This window comes from Desulfosarcina alkanivorans, from assembly GCF_009688945.1.
Classification (GTDB): Bacteria; Desulfobacterota; Desulfobacteria; order Desulfobacterales; family Desulfosarcinaceae; genus Desulfosarcina; species Desulfosarcina alkanivorans.
This window is the reverse complement of sequence record NZ_AP021874.1, coordinates 238,629-260,263: the sequence shown is the minus strand read 5'-3', so window position 1 is coordinate 260,263 and position 21,635 is coordinate 238,629. Positions and strand designations below refer to the sequence as shown.

The 21,635-nt window shown below is 50.4% G+C and carries 14 protein-coding genes; 8 read left to right on the top strand and 6 right to left on the bottom strand.

Features of this window, described 5'->3' with window-relative positions:
* Positions 1–6: 6 nt before the first annotated feature.
* The 3 genes from DSCA_RS01165 to DSCA_RS01155 all read left to right on the top strand — a co-directional run bounded on the left by DSCA_RS01165 (position 7) and on the right by DSCA_RS01155 (position 5,270).
* Positions 7–2,964: an ATP-binding protein gene (locus DSCA_RS01165; protein ID WP_155314702.1), complete on the top strand. Its 2,958-nt coding sequence runs from the start codon at positions 7–9 to the stop codon at positions 2,962–2,964.
* 191 nt (positions 2,965–3,155) lie between these two features.
* The gene (locus DSCA_RS01160; RefSeq protein WP_167527551.1) at positions 3,156–5,015 is read left to right on the top strand and encodes a DEAD/DEAH box helicase; all 1,860 of its coding nucleotides are present in this window, start codon (positions 3,156–3,158) and stop codon (positions 5,013–5,015) included.
* 3 nt (positions 5,016–5,018) lie between these two features.
* Positions 5,019–5,270, top strand: a complete 252-nt coding sequence (locus DSCA_RS01155; RefSeq protein WP_155314700.1) for a hypothetical protein — start codon at positions 5,019–5,021, stop codon at positions 5,268–5,270.
* Positions 5,271–5,284: 14 nt separating this feature from the next.
* Here DSCA_RS01155 and DSCA_RS01150 read toward each other — a convergent pair whose 3' ends face one another.
* From DSCA_RS01150 to DSCA_RS01130, 5 genes are all read right to left on the bottom strand, one after another.
* Complete coding sequence (locus DSCA_RS01150; protein WP_155314699.1) at positions 5,285–6,871, bottom strand: multicopper oxidase family protein; 1,587 nt, start codon at positions 6,869–6,871, stop codon at positions 5,285–5,287.
* Positions 6,872–6,889: 18 nt separating this feature from the next.
* The gene (locus tag DSCA_RS32210) at positions 6,890–7,255 is read right to left on the bottom strand and encodes an SHOCT domain-containing protein (RefSeq protein ID WP_197904709.1); all 366 of its coding nucleotides are present in this window, start codon (positions 7,253–7,255) and stop codon (positions 6,890–6,892) included.
* 436 nt (positions 7,256–7,691) lie between these two features.
* The gene (locus tag DSCA_RS01140) at positions 7,692–8,165 is read right to left on the bottom strand and encodes a periplasmic heavy metal sensor (RefSeq protein ID WP_155314698.1); all 474 of its coding nucleotides are present in this window, start codon (positions 8,163–8,165) and stop codon (positions 7,692–7,694) included.
* Positions 8,166–8,483: 318 nt separating this feature from the next.
* On the bottom strand, positions 8,484–9,860 hold the full coding sequence (locus tag DSCA_RS01135) for a sigma-54-dependent transcriptional regulator (RefSeq protein ID WP_155314697.1): 1,377 nt from the start codon (positions 9,858–9,860) through the stop codon (positions 8,484–8,486).
* Positions 9,857–11,728 carry an ATP-binding protein gene (locus DSCA_RS01130; RefSeq protein WP_197904708.1) on the bottom strand — a complete coding sequence of 624 codons (1,872 nt, stop codon included), beginning with the start codon at positions 11,726–11,728 and terminating at the stop codon, positions 9,857–9,859. The genes DSCA_RS01135 and DSCA_RS01130 overlap by 4 nt, the downstream gene beginning before the upstream one ends.
* Positions 11,729–11,972: 244 nt before the next feature.
* Here DSCA_RS01130 and DSCA_RS01125 point away from each other — a divergent pair, with 244 nt between their 5' ends.
* From DSCA_RS01125 to DSCA_RS01105, 5 genes are read left to right on the top strand one after another with little or no spacing between them, the layout of a single operon-like run.
* Positions 11,973–12,239 carry an SHOCT domain-containing protein gene (locus tag DSCA_RS01125; protein WP_155314696.1) on the top strand — a complete coding sequence of 89 codons (267 nt, stop codon included), beginning with the start codon at positions 11,973–11,975 and terminating at the stop codon, positions 12,237–12,239.
* 41 nt (positions 12,240–12,280) lie between these two features.
* Positions 12,281–12,601: a hypothetical protein gene (locus DSCA_RS01120; protein WP_155314695.1), complete on the top strand. Its 321-nt coding sequence runs from the start codon at positions 12,281–12,283 to the stop codon at positions 12,599–12,601.
* Entirely contained in the window at positions 12,601–14,604 is a 2,004-nt protein-coding gene (locus DSCA_RS01115; RefSeq protein WP_155314694.1) for a bifunctional serine/threonine-protein kinase/formylglycine-generating enzyme family protein, read from the top strand. The genes DSCA_RS01120 and DSCA_RS01115 overlap by 1 nt, the downstream gene beginning before the upstream one ends.
* Before the next feature lie 17 nt (positions 14,605–14,621).
* A complete protein-coding gene (locus DSCA_RS01110; protein WP_155314693.1) occupies positions 14,622–15,401 on the top strand; it encodes a metallophosphoesterase family protein in 780 nt (259 codons plus the stop codon).
* A gap of 17 nt (positions 15,402–15,418) precedes the next feature.
* The gene (locus DSCA_RS01105) at positions 15,419–17,584 is read left to right on the top strand and encodes a heavy metal translocating P-type ATPase (protein WP_155314692.1); all 2,166 of its coding nucleotides are present in this window, start codon (positions 15,419–15,421) and stop codon (positions 17,582–17,584) included.
* 1,503 nt (positions 17,585–19,087) lie between these two features.
* Here DSCA_RS01105 and DSCA_RS01100 read toward each other — a convergent pair.
* Positions 19,088–21,634: a DEAD/DEAH box helicase gene (locus DSCA_RS01100; protein WP_155314691.1), complete on the bottom strand. Its 2,547-nt coding sequence runs from the start codon at positions 21,632–21,634 to the stop codon at positions 19,088–19,090.
* Position 21,635 lies beyond the last annotated feature (1 nt).

The window sequence follows — 21,635 nt, the reverse complement described above, 5'->3', positions numbered from 1 at the left end:
CGACTCATGCCCAAATTGAAGCCTTGGTACAAAGTGGTCAACCCCCGCGAGGACTTGCGGGAGGGCCGCCCCTTGGATGCCTCTGAATTCGCGGTTCATTTGGATCATATTCGCGACGGTGACGCCCATCCCGACTATCAAGACCCGGTGCGGTTTTTCGAGCGGACCTTCTTGACACGGAACCTGAGAGCCGTTTCGGGAGAAGTGTTGCGCCGCCTGAACGGTATTAACACCGAGGCGTCAGCCCTGTATAACATGACAACGCAATTCGGTGGTGGTAAGACCCACTCCCTGGCGCTGCTCTATCATCTGGCGACATCCGGTGGTGCGGCTAAGGCATTTATGGGTGTGCAATCCATTCTCCAAGCCGGGGACGTCAGCGAGATTCCAAAAGCGAATGTCGGAATTTTCGTCGGAACACGCTTTGATGTGCTGACTGGGCGCGGTGGCGACGACGGCACGCTTCAGCGCCGTACGCCATGGGGCGAGCTAGCGTGGCAACTGGGCGGGGAAGCTTCTTTTGATGTTGTGCGCGAACACGATGCGCAAGGGATAGCCCCGGCAGGCGATGTCATCAGGAAGATGATCCCAGACGATAAACCCGCCCTGCTGCTAATTGACGAAGTCATGAACTACGTCAGCCCCGAGCGAAAAACCAAGCACGCCGGGGAGATGTATAACTTCTTGATGAAGCTCTCCGAGGAAATCTCGGGGATGGATCGTGTGGTCACCGTGGTGTCGATTCCCGCGTCGGAACTGGAAATGGGGGCAGACGACGAAGCGGACTATACGCGTCTCAAGAAGATGCTGGACCGCAAGGGTAAGCCGGTCATTATGTCCGCCGAGAATGAGATGTCCGAAATCATCCGTCGGCGCTTGTTCGAGTGGGACCTCCGGGCCGTTGGCGCGGAAGGAAGGCTTTTGTTGCCAAGAGATGCCTCGAACGCATGCAGGGAACACGCCGATTGGATTCAGGACAACCGCAACCAGGTCCCCAACTGGTTCACCGATCATGCCCAGGACGCATTCGAGGCGACCTATCCCTTCCACCCGATGGTGATCTCGGTTTTCGAGCGCAAGTGGCGCGAACTACCGCGTTTTCAGCAAACCCGTGGTGTCCTGCGGCTTCTGGCCCTGTGGGTTTCCCATGCTTTCCAGAGCGGATTCAAAGGGGCACAGAGGGAATTGCTGATTGGCCTGGGTTCCGCACCGCTGGGTGATTCTCAGTTTCGCACCGCGGTATTTGAACAACTCGGCGAGTCTCGATTGGAGGGAGCCGTCGCAACCGACATTGCGGGTAGCAAGGGATCGCATGCCGTGCTCCTGGACAAGGAAGCGGAAGAGACACTTCGCAAGGCATGCGTCCACCAGAAATCCGCCACGGCTGTGTTCTTTGAGTCGAACGGTGGGCAGGGCGAGAACAGGCAGTCGGCGACGGTTCCTGAACTACGGCTGGCCGTTGCCGGACCGACCATTGATATTGGGAATGTCGAAACCGCTCTGGAGTCATTAACCGACCGATGCTACTACCTGACCCTTGAGCGCAACAGCTACTACTTCAGCATGATGGAGAACCTCAACAAGCGCTATTCGGATCGGCGCGCCGGGGTTAAAGAAGAGGATGTTGCGCGGTTGGTGCGTGAGCAGGTCGAAAAGGTATTTGCCAACGCAGATGGGCTGGAGCGTGTATTCTTTCCCGAGAAAAGCGGACAAATTCCCAACCGGCCTGTTATTACACTCGTAATCGGTCCGCCAGAGAAATCCTTGCGAGATACACCGGAACTTGTTTCCGAAATCACCGCCATGACAAAAGAATCCGGCAGCTCCATGCGCACCTTCAAAAGCGCTTTGATATGGGTGGTGCCGGACAACGCGGACGTCATGCGGGATGACGCCCGTAAATTGTTGGCATGGGAGGCAATCGATGCCGAAAAAGGTACGATGAACCTCGACGACGGTCAGCGGCGACAATTGGCCGAGCATTTGAAGCGCGCGCGCCGGGACTTGAAGGAAAGCGTCTGGCGCAGTTACAATAAGGTTATGCTTCTGGGAAAAGACGGTGCGCTGAAAACGGTCGATCTCGGATTGGTAACATCAAGTTCTGCCGAGTCGCCAACAAAGTTGATTCTATCCACATTGCGACAGAATGACGAGATTGTGAAGGCGGTCAGCCCGAGGTTTTTGCTCAAGAACTGGCCGCCCGCAAAGCCTGAGTGGAGCACAAAGGATGTCAGGGATACGTTCTTCGCATCCCCGCTATTCCCTCGTTTACTGAGCGTTGAGGCCGTCAAAGGGGCCATTGCCCGGGGTGTTTCAGAAGGGCAAATGGCCTATGTGTCCCAGGGAACGGACGGATATGATCCCTTCATCTATAAACAATCCCTTAATGAGAACGATGTCGAGATTTCAGATGATGTCTTCATCATCACCGCAGAAGATGCGGAGAAACACATCAAGCCGCCGGAACTGACTCGTATCCTTGTCACCCCCGAATATGCGCAGATGAAACCGGGGACAAAGCAAACCTTCAGTGCAAAAGGATTGGATCAGTTTGGCCGTGACTTCGAATGTTCGGATCTCGAGTGGAACGCGACCGGTGGCGTCATGGATGAGCAGGGCGTCTTTCAGGCAGGGGAAGACGAGGGACGGTTTCTTGTGATTGTAAAGGCCATGGGTGTAAAGGGCGAGGCCAGTGTCTCTGTAGCCAAGGAACCAAGTCCTGCAGGAGAAAAGCCAACACCTACTACACCTCCGTCTGAACAGACAATGAAATGGTCAGGCGAAATCCCGCCTCAAAAATGGATGAATTTTTACACGAAGGTGCTTTCAAAACTCGTATCAGCTGGCGGTCTTAAGATTACGGTGAATGTTGAGTCCTCACCAGAAGGAGGCCTTGGCGAACGGCAAACAGACGACATCCGCGCGGCTTTGAGGGGATTGGGGTTAAATGACAATGTGGAATAGAGGAAGGCAACACGCTGGAAAACGTTGGCTACATTTCATGTAAGGCTTTGGAGGGCGCTTCATAAACCGAATGGACCAGGACCAAGAGATTACACCAAAATTCACGAATGAGGATTAGTTCCGGGAGGCGGTCAACAAACATCCCCTTAAGGAGGTCTACGAAAAGATCAAGGAGGAGGCTGAAGTCGCAAATGACAAATGAAGATATAGCACGTTTCTTTAATGACACCCAGGCGTATATCCAGGGTAATCCCGACCTGCGCGATCCCCAGGTCGAGGGATGGTTCCGTACGCGCCAGCACTTTCGGAACAGTTCCGAGCACGCCATTCTCCAGATTCCAGTGGGTTGCGGAAAAACGGGGCTTATGGCGCTGCTTCCCTTCGGTATCGCCCAGGGTCGTGTCTTGGTGATCGCTCCGAACCTTGAGATACGCCGGGGCATCTCCACGGCCTTCGACATTGCCGGGCGGGACTGCTTCTGGACCTACACACGTGTCCTCACTGATGTAAATCATGGTCCATATACCGCCGTCCTGGACGGTCAGGATGCAAATATTCATGACTGTGAGAATTCCCATATCGTTGTAACCAACATCCAGCAACTGGCGAGTCGGGCTGATCGATGGCTGCCTGCTTTCCCGGATGATTTTTTTGACCTTATCATGGTTGACGAGGGTCACCACAATGTGGCCAGAAGCTGGGAGCGCGTGTTTGAGCGGTTCCCCAACGCCAAGGTCGTGAGTCTAACCGCCACGCCCTTTAGGGGCGACGGTCGCGAGATTGCTGGTGAGGTGGTCTACGCTTACCCCTTCCGCACAGCCATGGTGCGTGGGTATATCAAGCAGATCACTGCGGTGAACGTTGCTCCGCAGGAGATATCCTTCACCTATCGAGGGGATTCCAGACATCACACCCTTGATGAGGTCCTTCAGCTACGGGACGAGGAATGGTTCAGCCGCGGTGTGGCCCTGGCCCCGGAATGCAACCGGTCTATTGTGGACGCCAGCATCCAATGGCTTCAGCATCTACGACAGTCTGGAACCTTCCATCAATTGATCGCTGTTGCCTGCTCAGTGGACCATTCCCGCCAAGTCCGTTCGCTCTATGCAGAGCGCGGCTTGAACGCGCGTGAAATTCACAGCAACATGCCGGCGGACCAGGTCGAGGAAGTGCTCCAAGATCTGCGGCGAAGCCGTATCGACTGCATCGTTCAGGTTCGAATGCTCGGCGAGGGATTCGACCACCCAAATCTCAGCGTGGCCGCAATTTTCCAACCCTTCCGGTCGCTATCTCCCTATGTCCAGTTCATCGGAAGGGTGATGAGGGTCATCCACCAGAACAACCCGCAGCACACGGATAATAGAGGAATTGCGGTTTCCCATGTGGGACTGAACATCGACCGCCATTGGGATGATTTCAGGCGAATTGATCAGGAGGACCAGGAACTTATCCAGGGCTGGCTTGAATCGGGAGATGAGCGCCCTCCTGCGGATGAACCTGGCCAAAGGAGACGCCTCACACCGGATATGGTGGTCCAGGACGAAATTATCAGTCACTTCATTGAGCAGGCATACCTGGACCCAATGGACGATGCAGTGATCGACGACCTGATAGAGGAATTTCGGAGACGTGGTCTTGATCCGGAAACGCTCGGACTATCCCGAGACAACCTCCGCCAGCGACTCATCCAGGCTCGGACCCGTGAAGGCATGGAGCCCCGTGAGATTCCAGTAACTCCCCAGCGTCGACGCCAGGAAGCCCGACGAAGGCTGAATGAACGTTCCCGGACCCTGGCTAACCGCGTCGTGACCGCGATTGGCGCTTCGATTAATGGACGCAACATTGCGTTGGCCTATCCTGAGCTTCGAAGCGTCAACAATTTCGCGGCGGTCATCCAGATCGTGAACCGCTCCGTCAATGAGCGGCTTGAGGCCGACGGCGGAACGCGCGGCGAGATTCCGCTAGAGCGATTGGAGGAAGTCCTTGAACAGATAGATCAGATTGGGGACGAGGTCCAAGGAGAAATCCAGGAGCGCCTTTCAAGGAGATGACCTATGCCTAAACTAAAGCGCCTTCTCGTATCCGCCTGCTTCGAAACCGCTCAGCGTCGGCGGCAGTGCTCCCGTAACAAGGGACACGTGATATGCAAAGGCGACAAGTGCTTGGTGATTAAGGAAAACATGGCAAAGAACAATTACTGTATGGAATGCTCAAGCCTGATCATAGGAAAGGCACAGGAAGAGCTCAATCAACTTGCTGGAGAATTGGAGATTTTTGCTCAAGGTGGAAAACCACGAAGAGCATGATCTTTCATCAATTTTTAAGATTTCCTCACAAAATAATTGCGCATCATACCCATATCTTCGTGCTCCAAATTGTGGCAATGGTACAGAAACATTCCCGGATAATCGTCAAAATCAACCAATATTTTGATCCGCTCACCGGGCATCAGCAAAACCGTGTCTTTCCATCCTTCATCCACATAGCCTTCATGTGCAACGCCGCTGCGTTCAATAACGCGGAACTGCTTGCCATGCAGGTGAATGGGATGGGGCATGTTCATCATATTCATCATACCACCCCCGGTGTTGTTGAATTCCCAAATCTCCGTTGAGCCCAGTTGGACAATCTCGTCGTCTGCCACCTCCTCCATTTGAAACACCCGCCCGTTGATCGTCCATTGCATATGCCGCATCGTGAGATAGAACTGCCGTGGACGAAAAAAATTCGCTGCGTCATCAGGTCGGACAGGCCCGATCTCGGAAAGTGTGTCCGGGAGACGGTAATCTGTTTTCACAGGCTGGGCCACCTTCACCTTAAACACGGAAAAAGCCACACCATTTGGAAGGCGTTGATTTTGGCCCATTCGTCCGCCCATCATCATGCCGCGGCCCATTCGCCCCCCGCCCATGCCACCGACATCGAAGGGAAGGCTTAAAAGGGATGTCGTATAGCCGACCGGATTATCGCTGAAATCGGCCCAGATCTCCAACCGTTCTCCCGGGCTTAAAAACGCATACTTTCTGAAGACCGGCCTTTCCAGCAATCCACCGTCCGTACCAATAATGGTCAGCGGCCGGCCGTCTTCCCACGCCAACTTATAAATTCGTGAATTAGAGCCGTTCAGCAAGCGTAACCGATAGGCACCGGTCGATACGGGGAGCGTGAAATCCGGCAGCCCGTTTATCATTATCATATCGCCCAAAAAACCGGTCATCCGCTCCATTCTGTGGCCCGACATGTACACCAGCTGATTGCCTGAATCGAATGTTCGGTCCTGAATCACCAGTGGAACATCATATTCGCCATCGGGCAAGCCAACAGCTTGCTCTTCCTCGTCGGACACAAGAAAAAGGCCTGCCAAACCACGATACACCTGTGGGCCGGTTCTGCCGTGGGGGTGTGGATGATACCAATAGGTACCGGCTCTGTTCTTGACTTCGAACTCATACAAGTAGGATTCCCCCTGCGGAACGACATAGCGCGGGTGTCCGTCCATGATCGCGGGCACATGAAGGCCGTGCCAGTGCACGATAGACTCTTCCGGAATGGCATTATTGAAGCGAATCCGTATTTTCTCGCCCTGATGGACTTTGATGATCGGACCAAGATAGCTGCTTGGAATTTCAACGATTCGGGCACGGTCGCCTTTGTGCACCGTCGCATGGTAGCGCCAAACCCCAGTGGGATCTCCCGGTAAAACAGCGACCTCGCCGGAGCGGGCGGAAAGGGTGATGTCGAGGTCGGGGATGAATTCTGTATCAGGAGCTTGTCCGGCTGCGAAACCATCGAATCCAGGCCAGAGCCCGCCTGCCATCAATCCTATGGTCCCATAGCCGGCCAACTTCAAAAATTGCCTTCTGGAATGCCCGCCATCGAATCCCAGGTCTGTGTTTCTGTTTCTCATAGTCGGTCTCCTGTAGGGCTATCTAAGGATCTCTTTTTTCATGGACTCAAATTCATCGTGGGTGATTTCTCCCTTGGCATAGCGTTCCTTTAAAATATCCATTGCCTGAGAACCTGTGCCGACACCGGAGGAGCCTCTGCCGCCCGTGTTTTGAACCAGCCAGCGAATCAGAAAAACGACTCCGACGATGACTAAAACCCAAAAAAGTAACATGAATATCATACCGAACCACCCCATTCCCCAGTCGCCCATCATCCAGCGCCCCATGTGCCAGTTTCGGTACCCGCCGGATTGGGCGAATGCGGGACTTAACATAAAATTGTTCAGACTCCATATCGCGAGAAGCCCCATCAACACTTTGTTATAAACATATTTAATGATCATAGCTTTCTCCTCGATGATTATTCATATTGGGGCGAATAAACTCGATCACCACCCACAGTATCCGCCTCGGCCGTCCCCGTAGCCAGCAGGTCTGTGTCGGTGGTAGCCACTACCGTCGGGGCCGTAAATAGCCCCGTGGGAGCCACTATTGCGGTAATCATCGCCGCTTCCGGCACCATGATAATTATTGTAACCATGCCGGTATGGCCCATGGCCAATTCCGCAGCCTGCCAGCACCGCTAATGCAAGTCCTATTATCGCAACAAGCATGATTGGCCTTATCGCCGTTTTCAAAAAATTCCTTTTCATCAGCTCACCTTTCTATCGATCCTATCGAGTCGTCCTTTGATGCAGTCGCCTATGGATTCCCTGCTGGTTTCATGTATGACAGGGCGGCGTTCGCCGCCCTGTCATACGCTTTTCGTTGCGTCTTGGTTTACCACCGGCAATATCCGCCACCGCGGGGGCCGTAACCCATCATCGAACCATATCCTCCTCTATAGCCGCGGTTATAGTTGGGTGCTGATTTGCGGGCCTGGATATCATACTCCAATCGTTTTTGATCAAGGTCGCTTTGCAGCTTGGAAATTTCGCTTTGAAGCCTTGATGCCTTGGCGGTGTCCGGATTTTCCTTCGCCAGTTCGCTTTGCAGAGCCAGATTCTTCTCATACAGTTGTTGCCTGGTATTTTCTGTCGCCCGGAAGAATTCTGCGCGCTGCTGATCCAGTTTTGCGATTTCATCGGCGGAGAGATTTCCGTAATAGCCATTCCCCTGCTGCCAGCCCGGTCCCATCATACCCGGTCCCATCATGTGGCCGTATCCATCGCCCCAACCGGCAAACACGAGGGTCGAGAATCCAAACACGGCCAATACGGCCAGCGTCATAATCCCTTTGGTATTTCGTTTCATTTTGTACCTCCATTATGTAATACGTTGCGATTAGTTGTTCCCAATCAAAAAAGCGGCCGCTTTCTGAAAGCCGTTTGGCTTTGTCTTAGGAATAGAGCAAACATGATGCCAATACTCTGCCATTCCGGCTCAAAATTAATATATGTACCTGTAATAACTTAGATTTTAAAATATTAAGTATGCAGTAGGGTAGGTCGGATTAAGGCATGCAGGTGGGGATGTGGTTCAATAATACCCACTTTAGTCTGTCCCGAATTGCATTGTGGGGTTAAAAGGGGCAGTTTATGGACCGTTAAGAATTCGCTTTCATTAGGAATCTCAATCTATTCCATAATCTTTGAGTTTCTTGTGAAGGGTTTTGCGGTTGATTCCGAGCCTGCGTGCGGTTTCACTTTTATTCCCGCCACTGTCTTCAAGTGTGGCCAAAATCGCCTCCTTTTCAACTTCGTCCAGGGGGCGATTGGCTGCAACCGGTGGGGGCGGAGCCACCCATTCGCTTTTCTCGGCATAACTTGAGGTGATGGTGACAGGCAGCTCTTTCTCTGTGATGTGTTCATCCGGCAGGAGAATCACGGCGCGCTCAATGACGTTTTCAAGTTCCCTGACATTGCCGGGCCAAGCGTATTTTAGCAGCATATCCATTGCCAACGGAGAAAAGCCTTTGACCTGCTTGTGATTTTTTTTCGCGTACTTCTCCAAGAAATGCTGGGCAAGTAAAGGAGTATCATCTTGACGCTCGCGCAGCGGCGGGATGCGCAGGGTGACGACGTTCAACCGATAAAAAAGGTCTTCACGGAATTTTCCTTCTTTGACTTCATCCTCAAGGTTCCGGTTGGTTGCGGCAAGAATCCGCACATCCACGCTTAACGTCTCTTCCCCGCCGACCCGCTGGATTTCCCGCTCTTGAATGACCCTCAGCAGCTTGGCCTGCATCGCGGCGGAGGTTTCGCCGATCTCATCCAGAAAAATGGTTCCCTTGTCAGCCTGCTTGAATCTGCCTTCGCGGCGTTTATCGGCACCGGTAAACGCACCTTTTTCATGGCCGAACAGCTCCGATTCCAGCAATGTCTCGGTAAGTGCCGCGCAATTGACCACCACCATGGGGCGATCCTTGCGCTGGCTGTTGTGATGGATGGATTTGGCGATCAGCTCTTTGCCGGTCCCGCTTTCCCCGGTGATCAGCACGGTTGCCTCCGATGGTGCAACCATGGCCATCATGTCGACCAGTTCCTTCATCGGCCGGCTTCTTCCGATAATATTTTCCAGCTCGTAATCAGCGCTCATCTTTGATTTTAAGGTCGCATTTTCCGCCTTGAGGCCGGAATGCTCCAAAGCACGCGCCAGGCTGATTTTGAGCACTTCAAAGTCCAGGGGTTTGGTCAAATAATCGTATGCCCCGGATTTTAAGGCCTCTACCGCCGAATCAACCGAAGAGTATGCAGTCATGATGAGAATCGGTATGGCCGGATTGTACTGTTTAATTTGCTTCAGGGCCTCGATGCCGCTCATCTGAGCCATGCGCACATCCATCAAGATCAGGGCGAACGGTTTTTCCTTGACACTTTCAACGGCCTTGACCCCGTCGTCGGCCGTGGACACCTTGTAGCCCCAACTTCTGACGATGGTTTGAAGCGTTTTCAAGTGGTTTAGATCGTCGTCGACAATCAGAATGTGAGAAGGGTTTTGTATGGTCATGATAACCTCATTTCGCTGTCCCCAAGCGGCAGGGCAATCGAGAACACGGTGCCCTGACCACTGGTGCTTCGAACTTTGATTTGCCCCTGGTGGGCTTCGATAATCTTGTGCACAATCGCCAAGCCCAAGCCGGTGCCTTTTGGTTTGGTGGTAAAATAGGGGTCGAATATCTTGCTGAGACCTTCTGCGGATATCCCCGAGCCGTTATCCTTGATGTCAATTGCAACATTCCCGTTTGCGCCTGTGGAGCTGGAAACGGTCAACCGGCCGCCGCTTTCCATGGCTTGCAAGGCATTCAGAAACAGATTCAAAAAGCACTGGGTCAGACGATCCGGATCGACATCGGCCTCAATGGAATCGGATGTAAGATTGAGTTGAATATCGACTTTTTTCGCCGCTGCTTCCTGCTCGACCAGCCGGGTTGAATGTTTCAGCAGTTCATTCATATCGGATAGCTTCTTGTTTAATTTCGTCGGCCTGGCGAACTCCAGCAGCTCGCTGATGACTCGGCTGAGGCGATCCACCTCCTCGATCATGACCCCGGCCATCTCTTTGTCCTCGCTGCCGTCCTCGAACTTGCTCTTGTAGTAGGAAGCGATGCCTTTGATGGAACTCAACGGGTTTCGGATTTCATGGGCCACGCCGGCGGCAAGACCGCCGATCGCCGCCAGTTTCTCCTTGCGGCGGATTTCACCCTGAAGGCGGCGTACCTCGCCAAGATCGCGAATAATCAAAACCTGGCCGACAAACTGGCCTTCTTCGTTGATAATTTCCGAGGCGCTGATGCTCACCGGGACAATCTTGTTTTCGGTGAACTCACATTCCATTTCTTTTTCGTTTATCGACTCCCCAAGATCCAGGGACTCCTTCAACCCACATAAATGACTTGGCAGAACGCTGTCGGGTTCTTTCCCCCGCGCCTGGGCCAAGTCAAGCCCGGTGATCCGCTCGGCGGCGCTATTGTAAAATGCGATTTTCCCGTCTTTGTCCGTGGCAATCAACCCCACAGGAAGGCTGGTTACAACTTGGTCTTTTATGGCGCTGGTGTCCTGAAGTGATTTTTTGGCCGAGCGGTATCCTTGCATCCAGAACATCGAAATAAAGCCGGCCAGCCCCAGCAGAATCAGGACACCTGATATAATGGCCGTGTTGCGGATGTCCTCTTTACGCCCTTCTTCAAATGGTTGAGGGTCCAAACCAACCAGTATGATTTGGTCGCTGTCGCCGCTTGCGGAAGGCAGGAACCAGTCGTTATCAGGCCCCATCATCATGCCGCGCCCTCGCATCATGTGTCTCATCCGATCGCCCATCCATGTATCCCGATGGGAGACCGGCCGAAAAGACCGGTAAACCTCAAACGCGTTGCGCTGATCATCAATGCGCTTGTACCGCCAGTTGGTTGCCTCGGGTTGATTAAGTCCTTTTTCAGGAAGACCGCCGCTCATTTGCGTGCCGATCAAGCCGCGATTGCTGCTGGCCAGAACCAAGCCATTGCTATTGACCACCGAGATGTAGAATACATCCGGGAGCCGTGCGGTCTCTTCGAGCAAGGTCTGTACCTGCTGCCCGCCCCACATCATCCCCATCATTCCCGTACGGGCTCCGGCTTCCACCGCCTTGATAATGGCAGCCCCTTTTTCGCTTAAGATCCGGGACATGTATTTTTTTTCGCGGCTGTAGTTCTGATATGCCAGGACCACCACGACGATAAGCAGAATTGACACCGATCCAATGATAATCCAAGGCGATGTGTGCAGGCTTGTCCGACTGCGGTGACTTGTTTTTGAAATCATGGCATCCTCATTATTTTCCTGTCTCCTAAACAGTATACGCATGAGTGGGTATTTTAGCAACAGGTCGATCTCCATGTGCAGACATGCTGGGTAATATGGCCCCGCCAATATGTTCCTCAAGGGTCTTTAGTTTCTTGTTCTGATACCAGAAAATTATATTTAATCAAATACTTACACCTTTTTATGGTTTTGTGGCACGAAATTTGTTATTCAGTAAGGCAATAACGAATGGCACCATGAATATTCAGTTTAGTTGAAAGCAGATGAGGCAGCCGAATCGAAACCGATTGCCATATTAAAGACATTAGGAGGACCGATCATGTGGGGCTGTGATTATGGACCAATGGCGGGCGGCTGGTGGGGCGGCTTTTTCCCAGGTAATTTATTGTCCCTGCTGATATGGGGCTTGGCTCTTTTCTTAATTGTTTATGTCGTAATTCGTATCTTCAGGTCGCAAACCCAAGCCTCGCAGGGGCCGTTCCGGGATCGTTCCGATTCCGAGGCGATTTTGAAGGCGCGATTCGCCAAGGGGGAAATTTCGCGGGAAGAGTTTGTCAAAATGAGGCAAATCCTGTCCCAGCCATAAACGTTATTCTTTACTGCGAAGCTCGAAAGGAAGTGCCTGACATGCAATCAAAAAACGTTAATCAAAAAAGCAAGACCGAAAAATCGACTGATGAAGAAACAATAGAGGATGGGCAAGATCCCCTGACGAGATATTTTGACGGCATGGGAACCGCCACTGCCAAAATCATTATCAATCGGCATCTTGACGACGATCAATGGGAAAAATACGGCCTGAAGGATTTGAGAAACACCGGCCGATATTACATTGCCCGGCTTGTTGAAAAGGATGGCACCGTCATTGATGAGGTCTTGATCGACAAACAGTCCGGAACGATTCAGTCGCTGAGAGGGCGAATCGGTGCCGGGGGATTAAAACGATAATGGAATTGAAAGCACATGATATGACAACGACTTGTAAAACCACGCTCAAGATCGGCGAGGTCCTCAACAACAAATGGGTAATCCTCGGCTTTATTGGCAAGGGCGGGATGGGCGAGGTCTATCGGGCGCACCAGAGCAACCTGAATCGCGATGTTGCGATCAAAGTCGTTTCACGGGAATGGCTTGAATCCATTGACGAGGGCGACGAAGAGGCCGAAACCCTGGTCCAGCGTTTCAGACGGGAAGTCCAGGCCATGGCCCAGATTCGGCACCCGAATATTTTACAGGTTTTCGATCACGATGCCATTACCGTAAAAAAATGTGATCAAGACGCATCCATAGAGTACATCGCCATGGAATATATTCCAGGCGGGTCTCTTAGAGACTCCATGTCAGAGGAAGGCTTCTATCCGGAGGAGGATCTTTTCATAGCCTGGGTGAAACGGTATTTTTTACCAGTACTGACGGGTGTGATGGCACTGCACGAAAACGGCGTTGTGCACCGCGATCTTAAACCTGAAAATGTCCTCATGGACCAGGACACGCCCAAAATCGCCGATTTCGGTCTGGCGCGTTCGAGCCGGCTGAAGCCGGTAACCCAATCCATGGACGTGAAAGGCTCGCCGCATTACATGTCTCCGGAGCATTTTTTCGATTTCAAACGAGCCGACCAGCGCGCGGATGTCTATTCCCTGGGGAAAATACTCTTTGAAGCCGTTGACGGCAAAATCAAGTCTGGAACGCCGTTTAAAAGCGCAAAGCTGGCCAAAACCGAATCGCCTTTTTTTAAGGAGCTGGATCGAATCATTCAAATGGCTACGGCTGAGAGCAGAGACGAGCGAACGGAATCCGTCCGGGACATGCTCGGACAGCTTGAACGCGTGATCCACGGGTTGGTGTCCGATAAAGCGGATGCGAAATCTCCTCGGCAACGATCAGCCTCCCTATTTACGAAACCGAGATGGATATGGACAGGTATCATTGTCGCCGTGCTGTCGGTCATGTCGATGGCCGTCTGGCATTTTATTGGTGAACCCGGCTTGGGTCCACCGAAGGGTGGCATTTCGACAGCTCCCGGCCAGCACCAAACCCAGACAGGACCGGAAAACGAGACTACCGCAAGACTGGCGAACGTCGAAAAGGATTCTTTCGCGTCTGAGCACCTTGGAAAACAGCACCTCATCCAAGGGGGACCATTTTCGATCCCTGCGGTATTGGATGGGAGCAGCGATCAATCGATCCGGATCGAACCGTTTTACATGGACGAGTTTTTCGTTACCAACCAGCAGTTCGTCGATTTTTTGAATCACAATCTTTCACAAATCAGCATAGAAAGCGGTGTGGTGAAAGGCAGTGGTGCAAACTGGTTCTTGTTGGGAGAGGTGCGCGCGGGATACGAGCCGATTGTCTACCGAAACAACGAATTTCATGTCAGTGATCCGGCCTATGCCTCTAGTCCTGCTTTGCGCGTTACCGGTTATGGCGCTTCGGCCTTTGCAAACTACTTCGGCAGACGATTGCCGACAGAAATGGAAATGCTCTTTACAATGGTCAAGGGAGCGGACAGCTCGGAAGTGAATGCAGAACCCTCAGCGGAAGTGAATACCCAGCCGATGGGGGGCATGATGCGTATGATGGGAGACTGGCAGGGCGAAACGGAAAATTGGAGCAGCGCTTCTCATGAGCCAAATCCGAGCGCCAAAGATAAAGCTGAACCAAAGAGTTCTGAATTTCTGTTATCAGCCGCATCTTTTTCTCCGAACCTGTTGGGCATAAAGGGATTGAACCATGAGATCGGCGAATGGGTTTACATAGAGCAGCAGGGCCAGCCATCGACGGACGCCTCGAAAACAAATCGCTATGCGGTTATCGGTGGCGTTGAGGGGGCTCCGAAGGATAAAAATTCTTTACCCGCGGTCGTTGAGCGTTTCCCCTGGGAAGGATTCGAGGAGATTGGTTTCAGGACTGTAAAGAACGCCGCTGTCGACAATTCGGCGGAATGAGCGAGAAAGCAAGGACAATGAGAATAGCGGTGATATCTGACATTCATGGCAACCTGGAGGCACTTGTCCGCTGCCTGGATGATATCGAGCGATCAGGTGTCGACCAAATTGTCAGTTTGGGAGATGTCATTGGATATGGCCCACAACCGGAAGAGGCTCTCGTCCTGTTGGAAAAATTTCGCATCCCCAATATCGTAGGCAACCACGAGATTGCTCTGATCGATAGGGATTATCGTGACGATTTTTCACCGCAGGCAATTGTATCGCTGGAGCAGACCCAGAAATATCTCACACCTGCGTCTTTGCTCTATATTAAAAACCTTCCGTATTATCGAGAAATGAATGGCGCGCTGATGGTACACGGCTGTCCGCCTGATTCGCCGACTATTTACTTGAACCATATGAGTTTGTCAGAGATTAAAGAAACCTTTGCATCCAACAGTTTCGACATTGCCTTTGCCGGACACACCCACCGCCTGATGCTCATGGGTTATGATGGAAAGGATCTTCAATTCGATACATTGCAGCAGGAAACTATTAAACTCGATTCGGATTATCGGTATATCGTCAATGTCGGTGCCGTCGGACAGCCCAGGGATGGCGATCCGCGTGCAAAATACGTGATTTGGGACAGTCATCGCAACACCCTTGAGATAAGGCGGGTGGCGTATGATATATCTCGAACGGCCAACTTAATCATTAAGCGCGGTTTTCTCCGAAGGGATGCCGATAGGCTTTTTTCTGGAGATTGCCCCAAACAATATAAGCTCACTCGAGCGGCGGGAAACGACCGATAGCCGAGGAGAGTCGCAATATGGAAACTGTTCAGGAAAAGAGATTTCGCGTTCAAAATCTTGACTGCGCCGCCTGCGCGGCCAAGATAGAGAGGGAACTGCAGAATACCGAAGGAGTTGAAGCGGCGGTTGTTGATTTTGCCAATCTCACCCTGCACTTGAGGGCGGCCGATATCTCGAAGGCTCTGGCAGCGGTTGCGCGCATTGAACCCGACGTCAAGATCGAGCCCACCCTGCAGGGCTCGAAAGCGGATGACCATGAATCAACGGAGGCGGGCAATTTTCAAAAGCAAGTCGGAATCATCATCATCGCTGGTATTATCTTCGCGATTCACCTGTTTTTTGAAGACCAATTGCACCAGCGGCCGTGGGCGTGGGTGGAATATCCCATCGTGATTGCCGCTTACTTGCTGGCCGGCTGGAGCGTTTTAATCGGTGCGCTGCGGACGCTGCGGCGAGGGCAGTTTTTTGATGAGAATGTGCTTATGGTCATCGCCACGACCGGTGCCATGGCCATACACGCCCTGTCCGAGGCAGTCGGTGTGATGCTGTTTTTCAAGGTTGGCGAACTGCTGCAGGACATGGCAGTTTCCAAATCACGGCGTTCGGTTCGCGGGCTGCTGGCTGCCAGGCCGAACCGGGCCTTGCTTAAGACTGAGGGTGGTCTAAAGGAAACCTCTCCCGAAAAGGTCAAGGTGGGCGAAATCATCCTGGTCAAGCCCGGCGAGAAAGTCGCTTTGGACGGTACGGTGATTGAAGGAGTCTCGCAGGTGGACACCTCGCCTTTGACTGGCGAACCGGTTCCGGTTCAAACGCGCCCGGGCGATACCGTCTTGGCCGGTAGCATCAACACGGCATCGGCGCTGACGGTTCGGGTCACAAAGCCTTTTGAAGCGTCTTCGATTGCACGGGTATTGGAGTTGGTTGAAAGTGCGGCCGCGCGCAAGGCCGCCACTGAAAAGTTTATCACCACCTTTGCCCGTTATTATACGCCGGTGGTGGTGGCCATTGCGGCGGCTATCGCCCTGGTTCCGCCTCTACTCATAAATGACGCCCAATTCTCGACCTGGATCTATCGCGCCTTGGTGTTGCTGGTGATCTCGTGCCCCTGTGCCCTGGTGGTCAGCATCCCCTTGGGTTATTTCGGTGGAATCGGCCGGGCCTCGCGCAGTGGAATCCTGATCAAGGGATCAATGTTCATCGATGCCCTTTCAAAAGTCAAAACAGTGGTTTTTGACAAGACCGGCACTTTGACACGCGGCGTTTTTACGGTGGATCGTGTCGTTACCGACAATGGATTTTCGTCGGACCAGGTACTGCAAATGGCCGCAGCCGTGGAACTGCACTCCGATCATCCCATTGGCAAGTCCATCGTAGAGGCGATGACGAGTAAAGGTCTTGCCATTGATGAATCGCTGGTGAGCAATCACGTCGCCATTTCCGGAAAGGGGGTCAAGGCTGTCTTTGACGGGAAAAGCATCGCCGTCGGTAACGATGCGCTTTTGCATGAAAGACAGATCGATCATGGAAAATGTGACTTTGACAGCACCGTTGCCCATGTAGTGGTGGATAATCAATATGCCGGTCACATCTTAATCGGTGACCAACTCAAACCGGATGCCAAGCTGGCAATGGAGCGGCTGCGATCAGATGGGGTTTCGAAGCTTGTGATGTTAACGGGCGACAACGCGTGCGCAGCTGCAAGCGTTGCCAAGGCTCTCAATCTGGATCAATTTCATGCCGAATTGCTACCGGAAGACAAGGTCCGAATTTTCGAACAAATCCTCGCGGAAACCAAAGAGGACGGAAAGGTCGCCTTTGTGGGAGATGGCATCAACGATGCGCCGGTCTTGGCCCGGGCAGATGTGGGGGTGGCCATGGGTGCCCTCGGTTCAGACGCCGCCATCGAAACCGCCGATGTGGTGCTGATGACCGACGCTCCGACAAAAATGGCCGATGCCGTCAGCATCGCTAAGAACACCCGAAAAATTGTTTTGCAGAATATCGTGCTGGCACTGACCATTAAGGGGATATTCATATTGTTCGGGTCCTTTGGTTTGGCTACCATGTGGGAGGCTGTTTTCGCTGATATGGGTACCGCCCTGCTAGCACTGCTCAACGCGACGCGTGCGTTTCGTGGATATCCTTCCCTCAAGGAAGTCCACGTTAAAAACGCTTCCGTCTGACACTAAACGACTGGATTTTTAATAACCCATTGATATCGAGAGGTTCTCAGTTAACTGCGGGAGAACGAGAACGGTTATAAAAAGGGTTGCTCACGGGGAGGGTCATGCATAAACAAAGAGAACGAAATAATGGAGACTTGAGTTGCGATATCACCGCGTTTGATATGCAAACGGGAATCGAACCCACGTCCGTTCTCTGTTTGGGGAAAATGTGGAGAAAAGGATTTCCCCCGTAGGGATGCGGAGAACGTGACTCAGAGGTTCTCAAGGCATTGTAAATAAAGGACTTTTAATGTATCGGCGCTGGGGAGACTAAGTTTTTGGAAGGCGGCGAGCCCTCCACCAAAATTTGGTAATAAAATAGGGATGTTAATTAATTTTAACATCCTTTTTTTGTTGTTCGGATGTTGTTCGGGTTGTTCGGCATAATTGGAATCGATTTGAATCAACTTTTTGCACGGTAGTCTTACTGCCAACCCAATTTAATTTTCCAAAAAACAGATTTTGAGTTTTATCGTAGAAACAACTTGTGAGTTTATTTTGAAAGTTGTATCGCCGGACTTCGAATCCGTAGGCCGCCCGTTCGAATCGGGCCGGGCGTACCAATAATCACAAGGGGTTACAGATGAAAAGATCTGTAACCCCTTTCTTATTTATACCCTATATATACCGATAGGAGGTAACTCTGGGTACCTCAAGTTAATTGCTTTTTGTCATTTGTGATCTGGCACTTGGTTTGAAACCACCCGGGATTGGCCGGGACAGGGCGGGATCCAGTGGGATGTGTTGTGATGTCGTGGCGTTGCGTGATGTTGTGCAGCGATGAAACCCGGATTGAAAGAATGAAACCAAAACCGGTTTTTAGGGTGTTTTTGGGCCGGATTTAATAATGGTTGAATGTCTATTTAATGGGGCTTAAATAGACGTTGAGGCTTTATATCCGGGGGCTTATTTCGGGTTTTATGCCCACCAGGCGATGGTCACCATGGAAAAAAAGTCCGGAAACGCGGGGAAATGGGTTCAAAACGGTGTGAAATTAAAAATATCATATAAAATCAATATAAAAGGGTTTTAGCGTGAAAACCGAAAGTGGGAAATGAAATTTGGGGATTTTTGCTTCCTAAATTTCATTCTTGCACCTTCCTAACGTCCTAACCAAGTTTGCCTATCGAGAGAATCTTTTCCAGAACAACTGACCAGCGATTAAAAAAATGGCCAAGACCCAAGGTAGGGACCTTGCCCGAAGTTGAGAAGCGGGAATAGCACCGTTAAGCTGTTTTCTGATCCGTCCGCAATGGTGGAAAACAGAAAAGAATCAACCAAATAAAAAAAGGACTTGTTTCCCTCTACTATGGGGCTATATCGGCAGAAACAGTTCAGAATTTAGCGTTTTGATGGGAAAGGTACCCCTGTTGGTTTTTTAGCTGGTGCAATGCCAAAGAGGCTTTTTATACATATGGGAACTCTATTGGTTGAATTGAATTCCCTCCCGATAGAAATTATTTAAATTTTTGATCCAACTATATTAATCAGTTCTCGTTTGCATAAGGACGAAATGTTTAGGTTATTTAAATTGATCCTGCGCAAAACATCAAAACATTCTTCGGGGGAGGACTCTTCAGGGAATTGGATAACTCCCTTCAACAAGAGAGATGTTGTTCTTGATATTCCAAGACTCATCAAATTCAAGGCGACTGTGCTAGATGCACCACATTCCAGAAAAAGATGAAGTGGTCGGACAGTTTCTATCAGATCAGATTTTCCTGAATCCTCTAAAATTACGATTAAAACATCTTGGTAAGCACGAGTGTGTTTCACATAGCGATATCGTATCCTATTTTCAAGTGCATCAAGAATATCATAGATTACGTCACGGGGAGGATCATTTTTTCTTCTGATTTGATTTTCAATTATCGCTCGTAATGGTTGATCATGAACCCACTGTGAGGCTAACCAAGCATCAAAAGTATAGCTTTCATTATCGACTAAACTCAAATTAATTTCAACTGCCCTAAATATGCGTTTCATCCGCATATTAAAACCAGTTTCATGTGGTAGCAATGGGATCCACTCTTCAATATCAGGCTGTATAATTAGGTGATCGTGAAGTTGTTGTAATCGAGCAGGATGTATTGTGGGGTTTCTTTTAAAAACCCAATTAGGCATATCAACTTTAATTGCTGCGCATTTTTCTTTGGTTTCCTTTAACTTTTCCTTATTGTTGTCGTTAGAATACCTTGAAGTATCCAAATCTTTATCGACTTGAATAAAATCAGCAAACAATTTTCCCAGTGCTCCAATTGCCAAGTCATTCTCTTTTTCGGGTAAAACCTCTCCATCAAGGGTTTTTTGAACCAATGTTCCACCATCAGATAACACTTTTTCAAAGGCAGATGAGACCTCTTGTAGTATCTCTCCTTGGAAACATGGTTCGTTGCTTCCCTCAGGCAGATCCCATTCATCACCGCGAATACACCATATGTTTCCGTGAAATTCTTCCAATAAGCGGCCAGCGCGGCCAGCCAAGTTAAGGAAGTCCCCTCTCTGCATTGGGACTCCCAAACCTTTACGTGGATTCTCGATAATTATATTTCTCGCCGGTAAATTGACTCCTTGAAGGAGGGTCGACGTACAGCATATGAACCTTAGCTTTCCTGATATAAAAAGATCTTCGACACGTGATCTTACAATTCCTGGCATAAAACCATAATGATATGCAACACCATGTGGCAAGTGATTAATCAAAGGATATTTGGGATGGATATGTTCTTTTAAAAAATCGATAAACTCCAAAACCTCTTGCTCTATTTGAATCTCATTACTATCATCAGAAAGTAAAGCATCTGCGAGTTTTTCAGTGTTTTTGGGGAAATTAGCATATAATATTGTGCAATCGTTTTTTTGTGTAATTGCCCTTGCGAGGGCGGCTTGTTGTACAAATTTGGGACCACGGAGTCGAAAAGTTAAATCCCATAAACCCAGATCAGCACGTTTCGAATTCATTAACAATTCAAAATTTGCCTGTGATGGCTTCCCTTTAACATCCGACAATAGAATAATATTCTGTGAAACTGGAGAGTGTATTTCAGTAAAGTATGCACCTGAATCTGATGTATTAAAAAGCATCAATAAGTATTCAGGGTTCCTAATTAATGGACTAGAAAAAATTATTTCAGCCGTCGGGAAACGATCATGGACTTCTTCTATGGCGGATTGCAGAAGAATCCCACGGGATCCATCTTTAACGCCCTGCGCTTCGTCTATTATCAAAGTTGTTATCCACTGTTGCCCTTGGTCACTGAACAGCAAACTAAGCAAACGTTCTTGTGTTAGCACATAGACTATGCCGCATTTTGCTTCGGACCTTTCAATTGGAAGTGGGACACAACGAACGGGAACTTGACTCAACCCAGCCTCTTTAAGCTCCCTTGATATTTTATCAGCTATTTGGCGAATTAATGCTCTTGTTGGTACTACAAAAACGATACTCGCCCCTGCGTTTTCTCTCAACCTGCGTATGGTATCGAGACACAAAACGAAGGATTTACCTGCTGAGGTCGGTGCAGAAACACTTAGCGAAAGTCCTGTTGAAAGACCGTCAAAAAGTCTTTTCTGAAAGTTGGTTAGAAGGAAGGGCTTATTGGGAGTAACCTCTACCGTGTTTTCACACTCACGAGCAATAGTCTCGAATCCCAAATACATCGATGAAGAATCTTTTTTATTTTCGAAACAATTGAAACGCTTTTGAAGAAGTTGTCGGCCAGGAAAATTTCCTAATCGCGAGAGAATGACAGCAGCAGCTTTTAGCAGCGGCTCATTAGAATTCTGTATCATTTCAGCTGTTCGAGTTGCTATCTCGTATGCTTTTGCCTGGTCACCCTGATCTTCTTTAAGCGCTAACCAAGATGCAAATGACATTAGTCGGTTATAATCATACTGAGACATTGCCTCGTCTTCTGAAAGTGCATTTCCCGGGAGTTGGTGTCTAACGTGGTGAACAATAAGGCGTTCATATAAGGTTTCTAATTTAAGGTCTAATCCTGTGGGCATT

Coding starts and splice junctions, on each gene's coding strand:
- DSCA_RS01165 (WP_155314702.1), top strand. CDS start 7: ATGCCCAAATTGAAGCCTTGGTACAAAGTGGTCAACCCCCGCGAGGAC.
- DSCA_RS01160 (WP_167527551.1), top strand. CDS start 3,156: ATGACAAATGAAGATATAGCACGTTTCTTTAATGACACCCAGGCGTAT.
- DSCA_RS01155 (WP_155314700.1), top strand. CDS start 5,019: ATGCCTAAACTAAAGCGCCTTCTCGTATCCGCCTGCTTCGAAACCGCT.
- DSCA_RS01150 (WP_155314699.1), bottom strand. CDS start 6,871: ATGAGAAACAGAAACACAGACCTGGGATTCGATGGCGGGCATTCCAGA.
- DSCA_RS32210 (WP_197904709.1), bottom strand. CDS start 7,255: ATGATCATTAAATATGTTTATAACAAAGTGTTGATGGGGCTTCTCGCG.
- DSCA_RS01140 (WP_155314698.1), bottom strand. CDS start 8,165: ATGAAACGAAATACCAAAGGGATTATGACGCTGGCCGTATTGGCCGTG.
- DSCA_RS01135 (WP_155314697.1), bottom strand. CDS start 9,860: ATGACCATACAAAACCCTTCTCACATTCTGATTGTCGACGACGATCTA.
- DSCA_RS01130 (WP_197904708.1), bottom strand. CDS start 11,728: ATGGAGATCGACCTGTTGCTAAAATACCCACTCATGCGTATACTGTTT.
- DSCA_RS01125 (WP_155314696.1), top strand. CDS start 11,973: ATGTGGGGCTGTGATTATGGACCAATGGCGGGCGGCTGGTGGGGCGGC.
- DSCA_RS01120 (WP_155314695.1), top strand. CDS start 12,281: ATGCAATCAAAAAACGTTAATCAAAAAAGCAAGACCGAAAAATCGACT.
- DSCA_RS01115 (WP_155314694.1), top strand. CDS start 12,601: ATGGAATTGAAAGCACATGATATGACAACGACTTGTAAAACCACGCTC.
- DSCA_RS01110 (WP_155314693.1), top strand. CDS start 14,622: ATGAGAATAGCGGTGATATCTGACATTCATGGCAACCTGGAGGCACTT.
- DSCA_RS01105 (WP_155314692.1), top strand. CDS start 15,419: ATGGAAACTGTTCAGGAAAAGAGATTTCGCGTTCAAAATCTTGACTGC.
- DSCA_RS01100 (WP_155314691.1), bottom strand. CDS start 21,634: ATGCCCACAGGATTAGACCTTAAATTAGAAACCTTATATGAACGCCTT.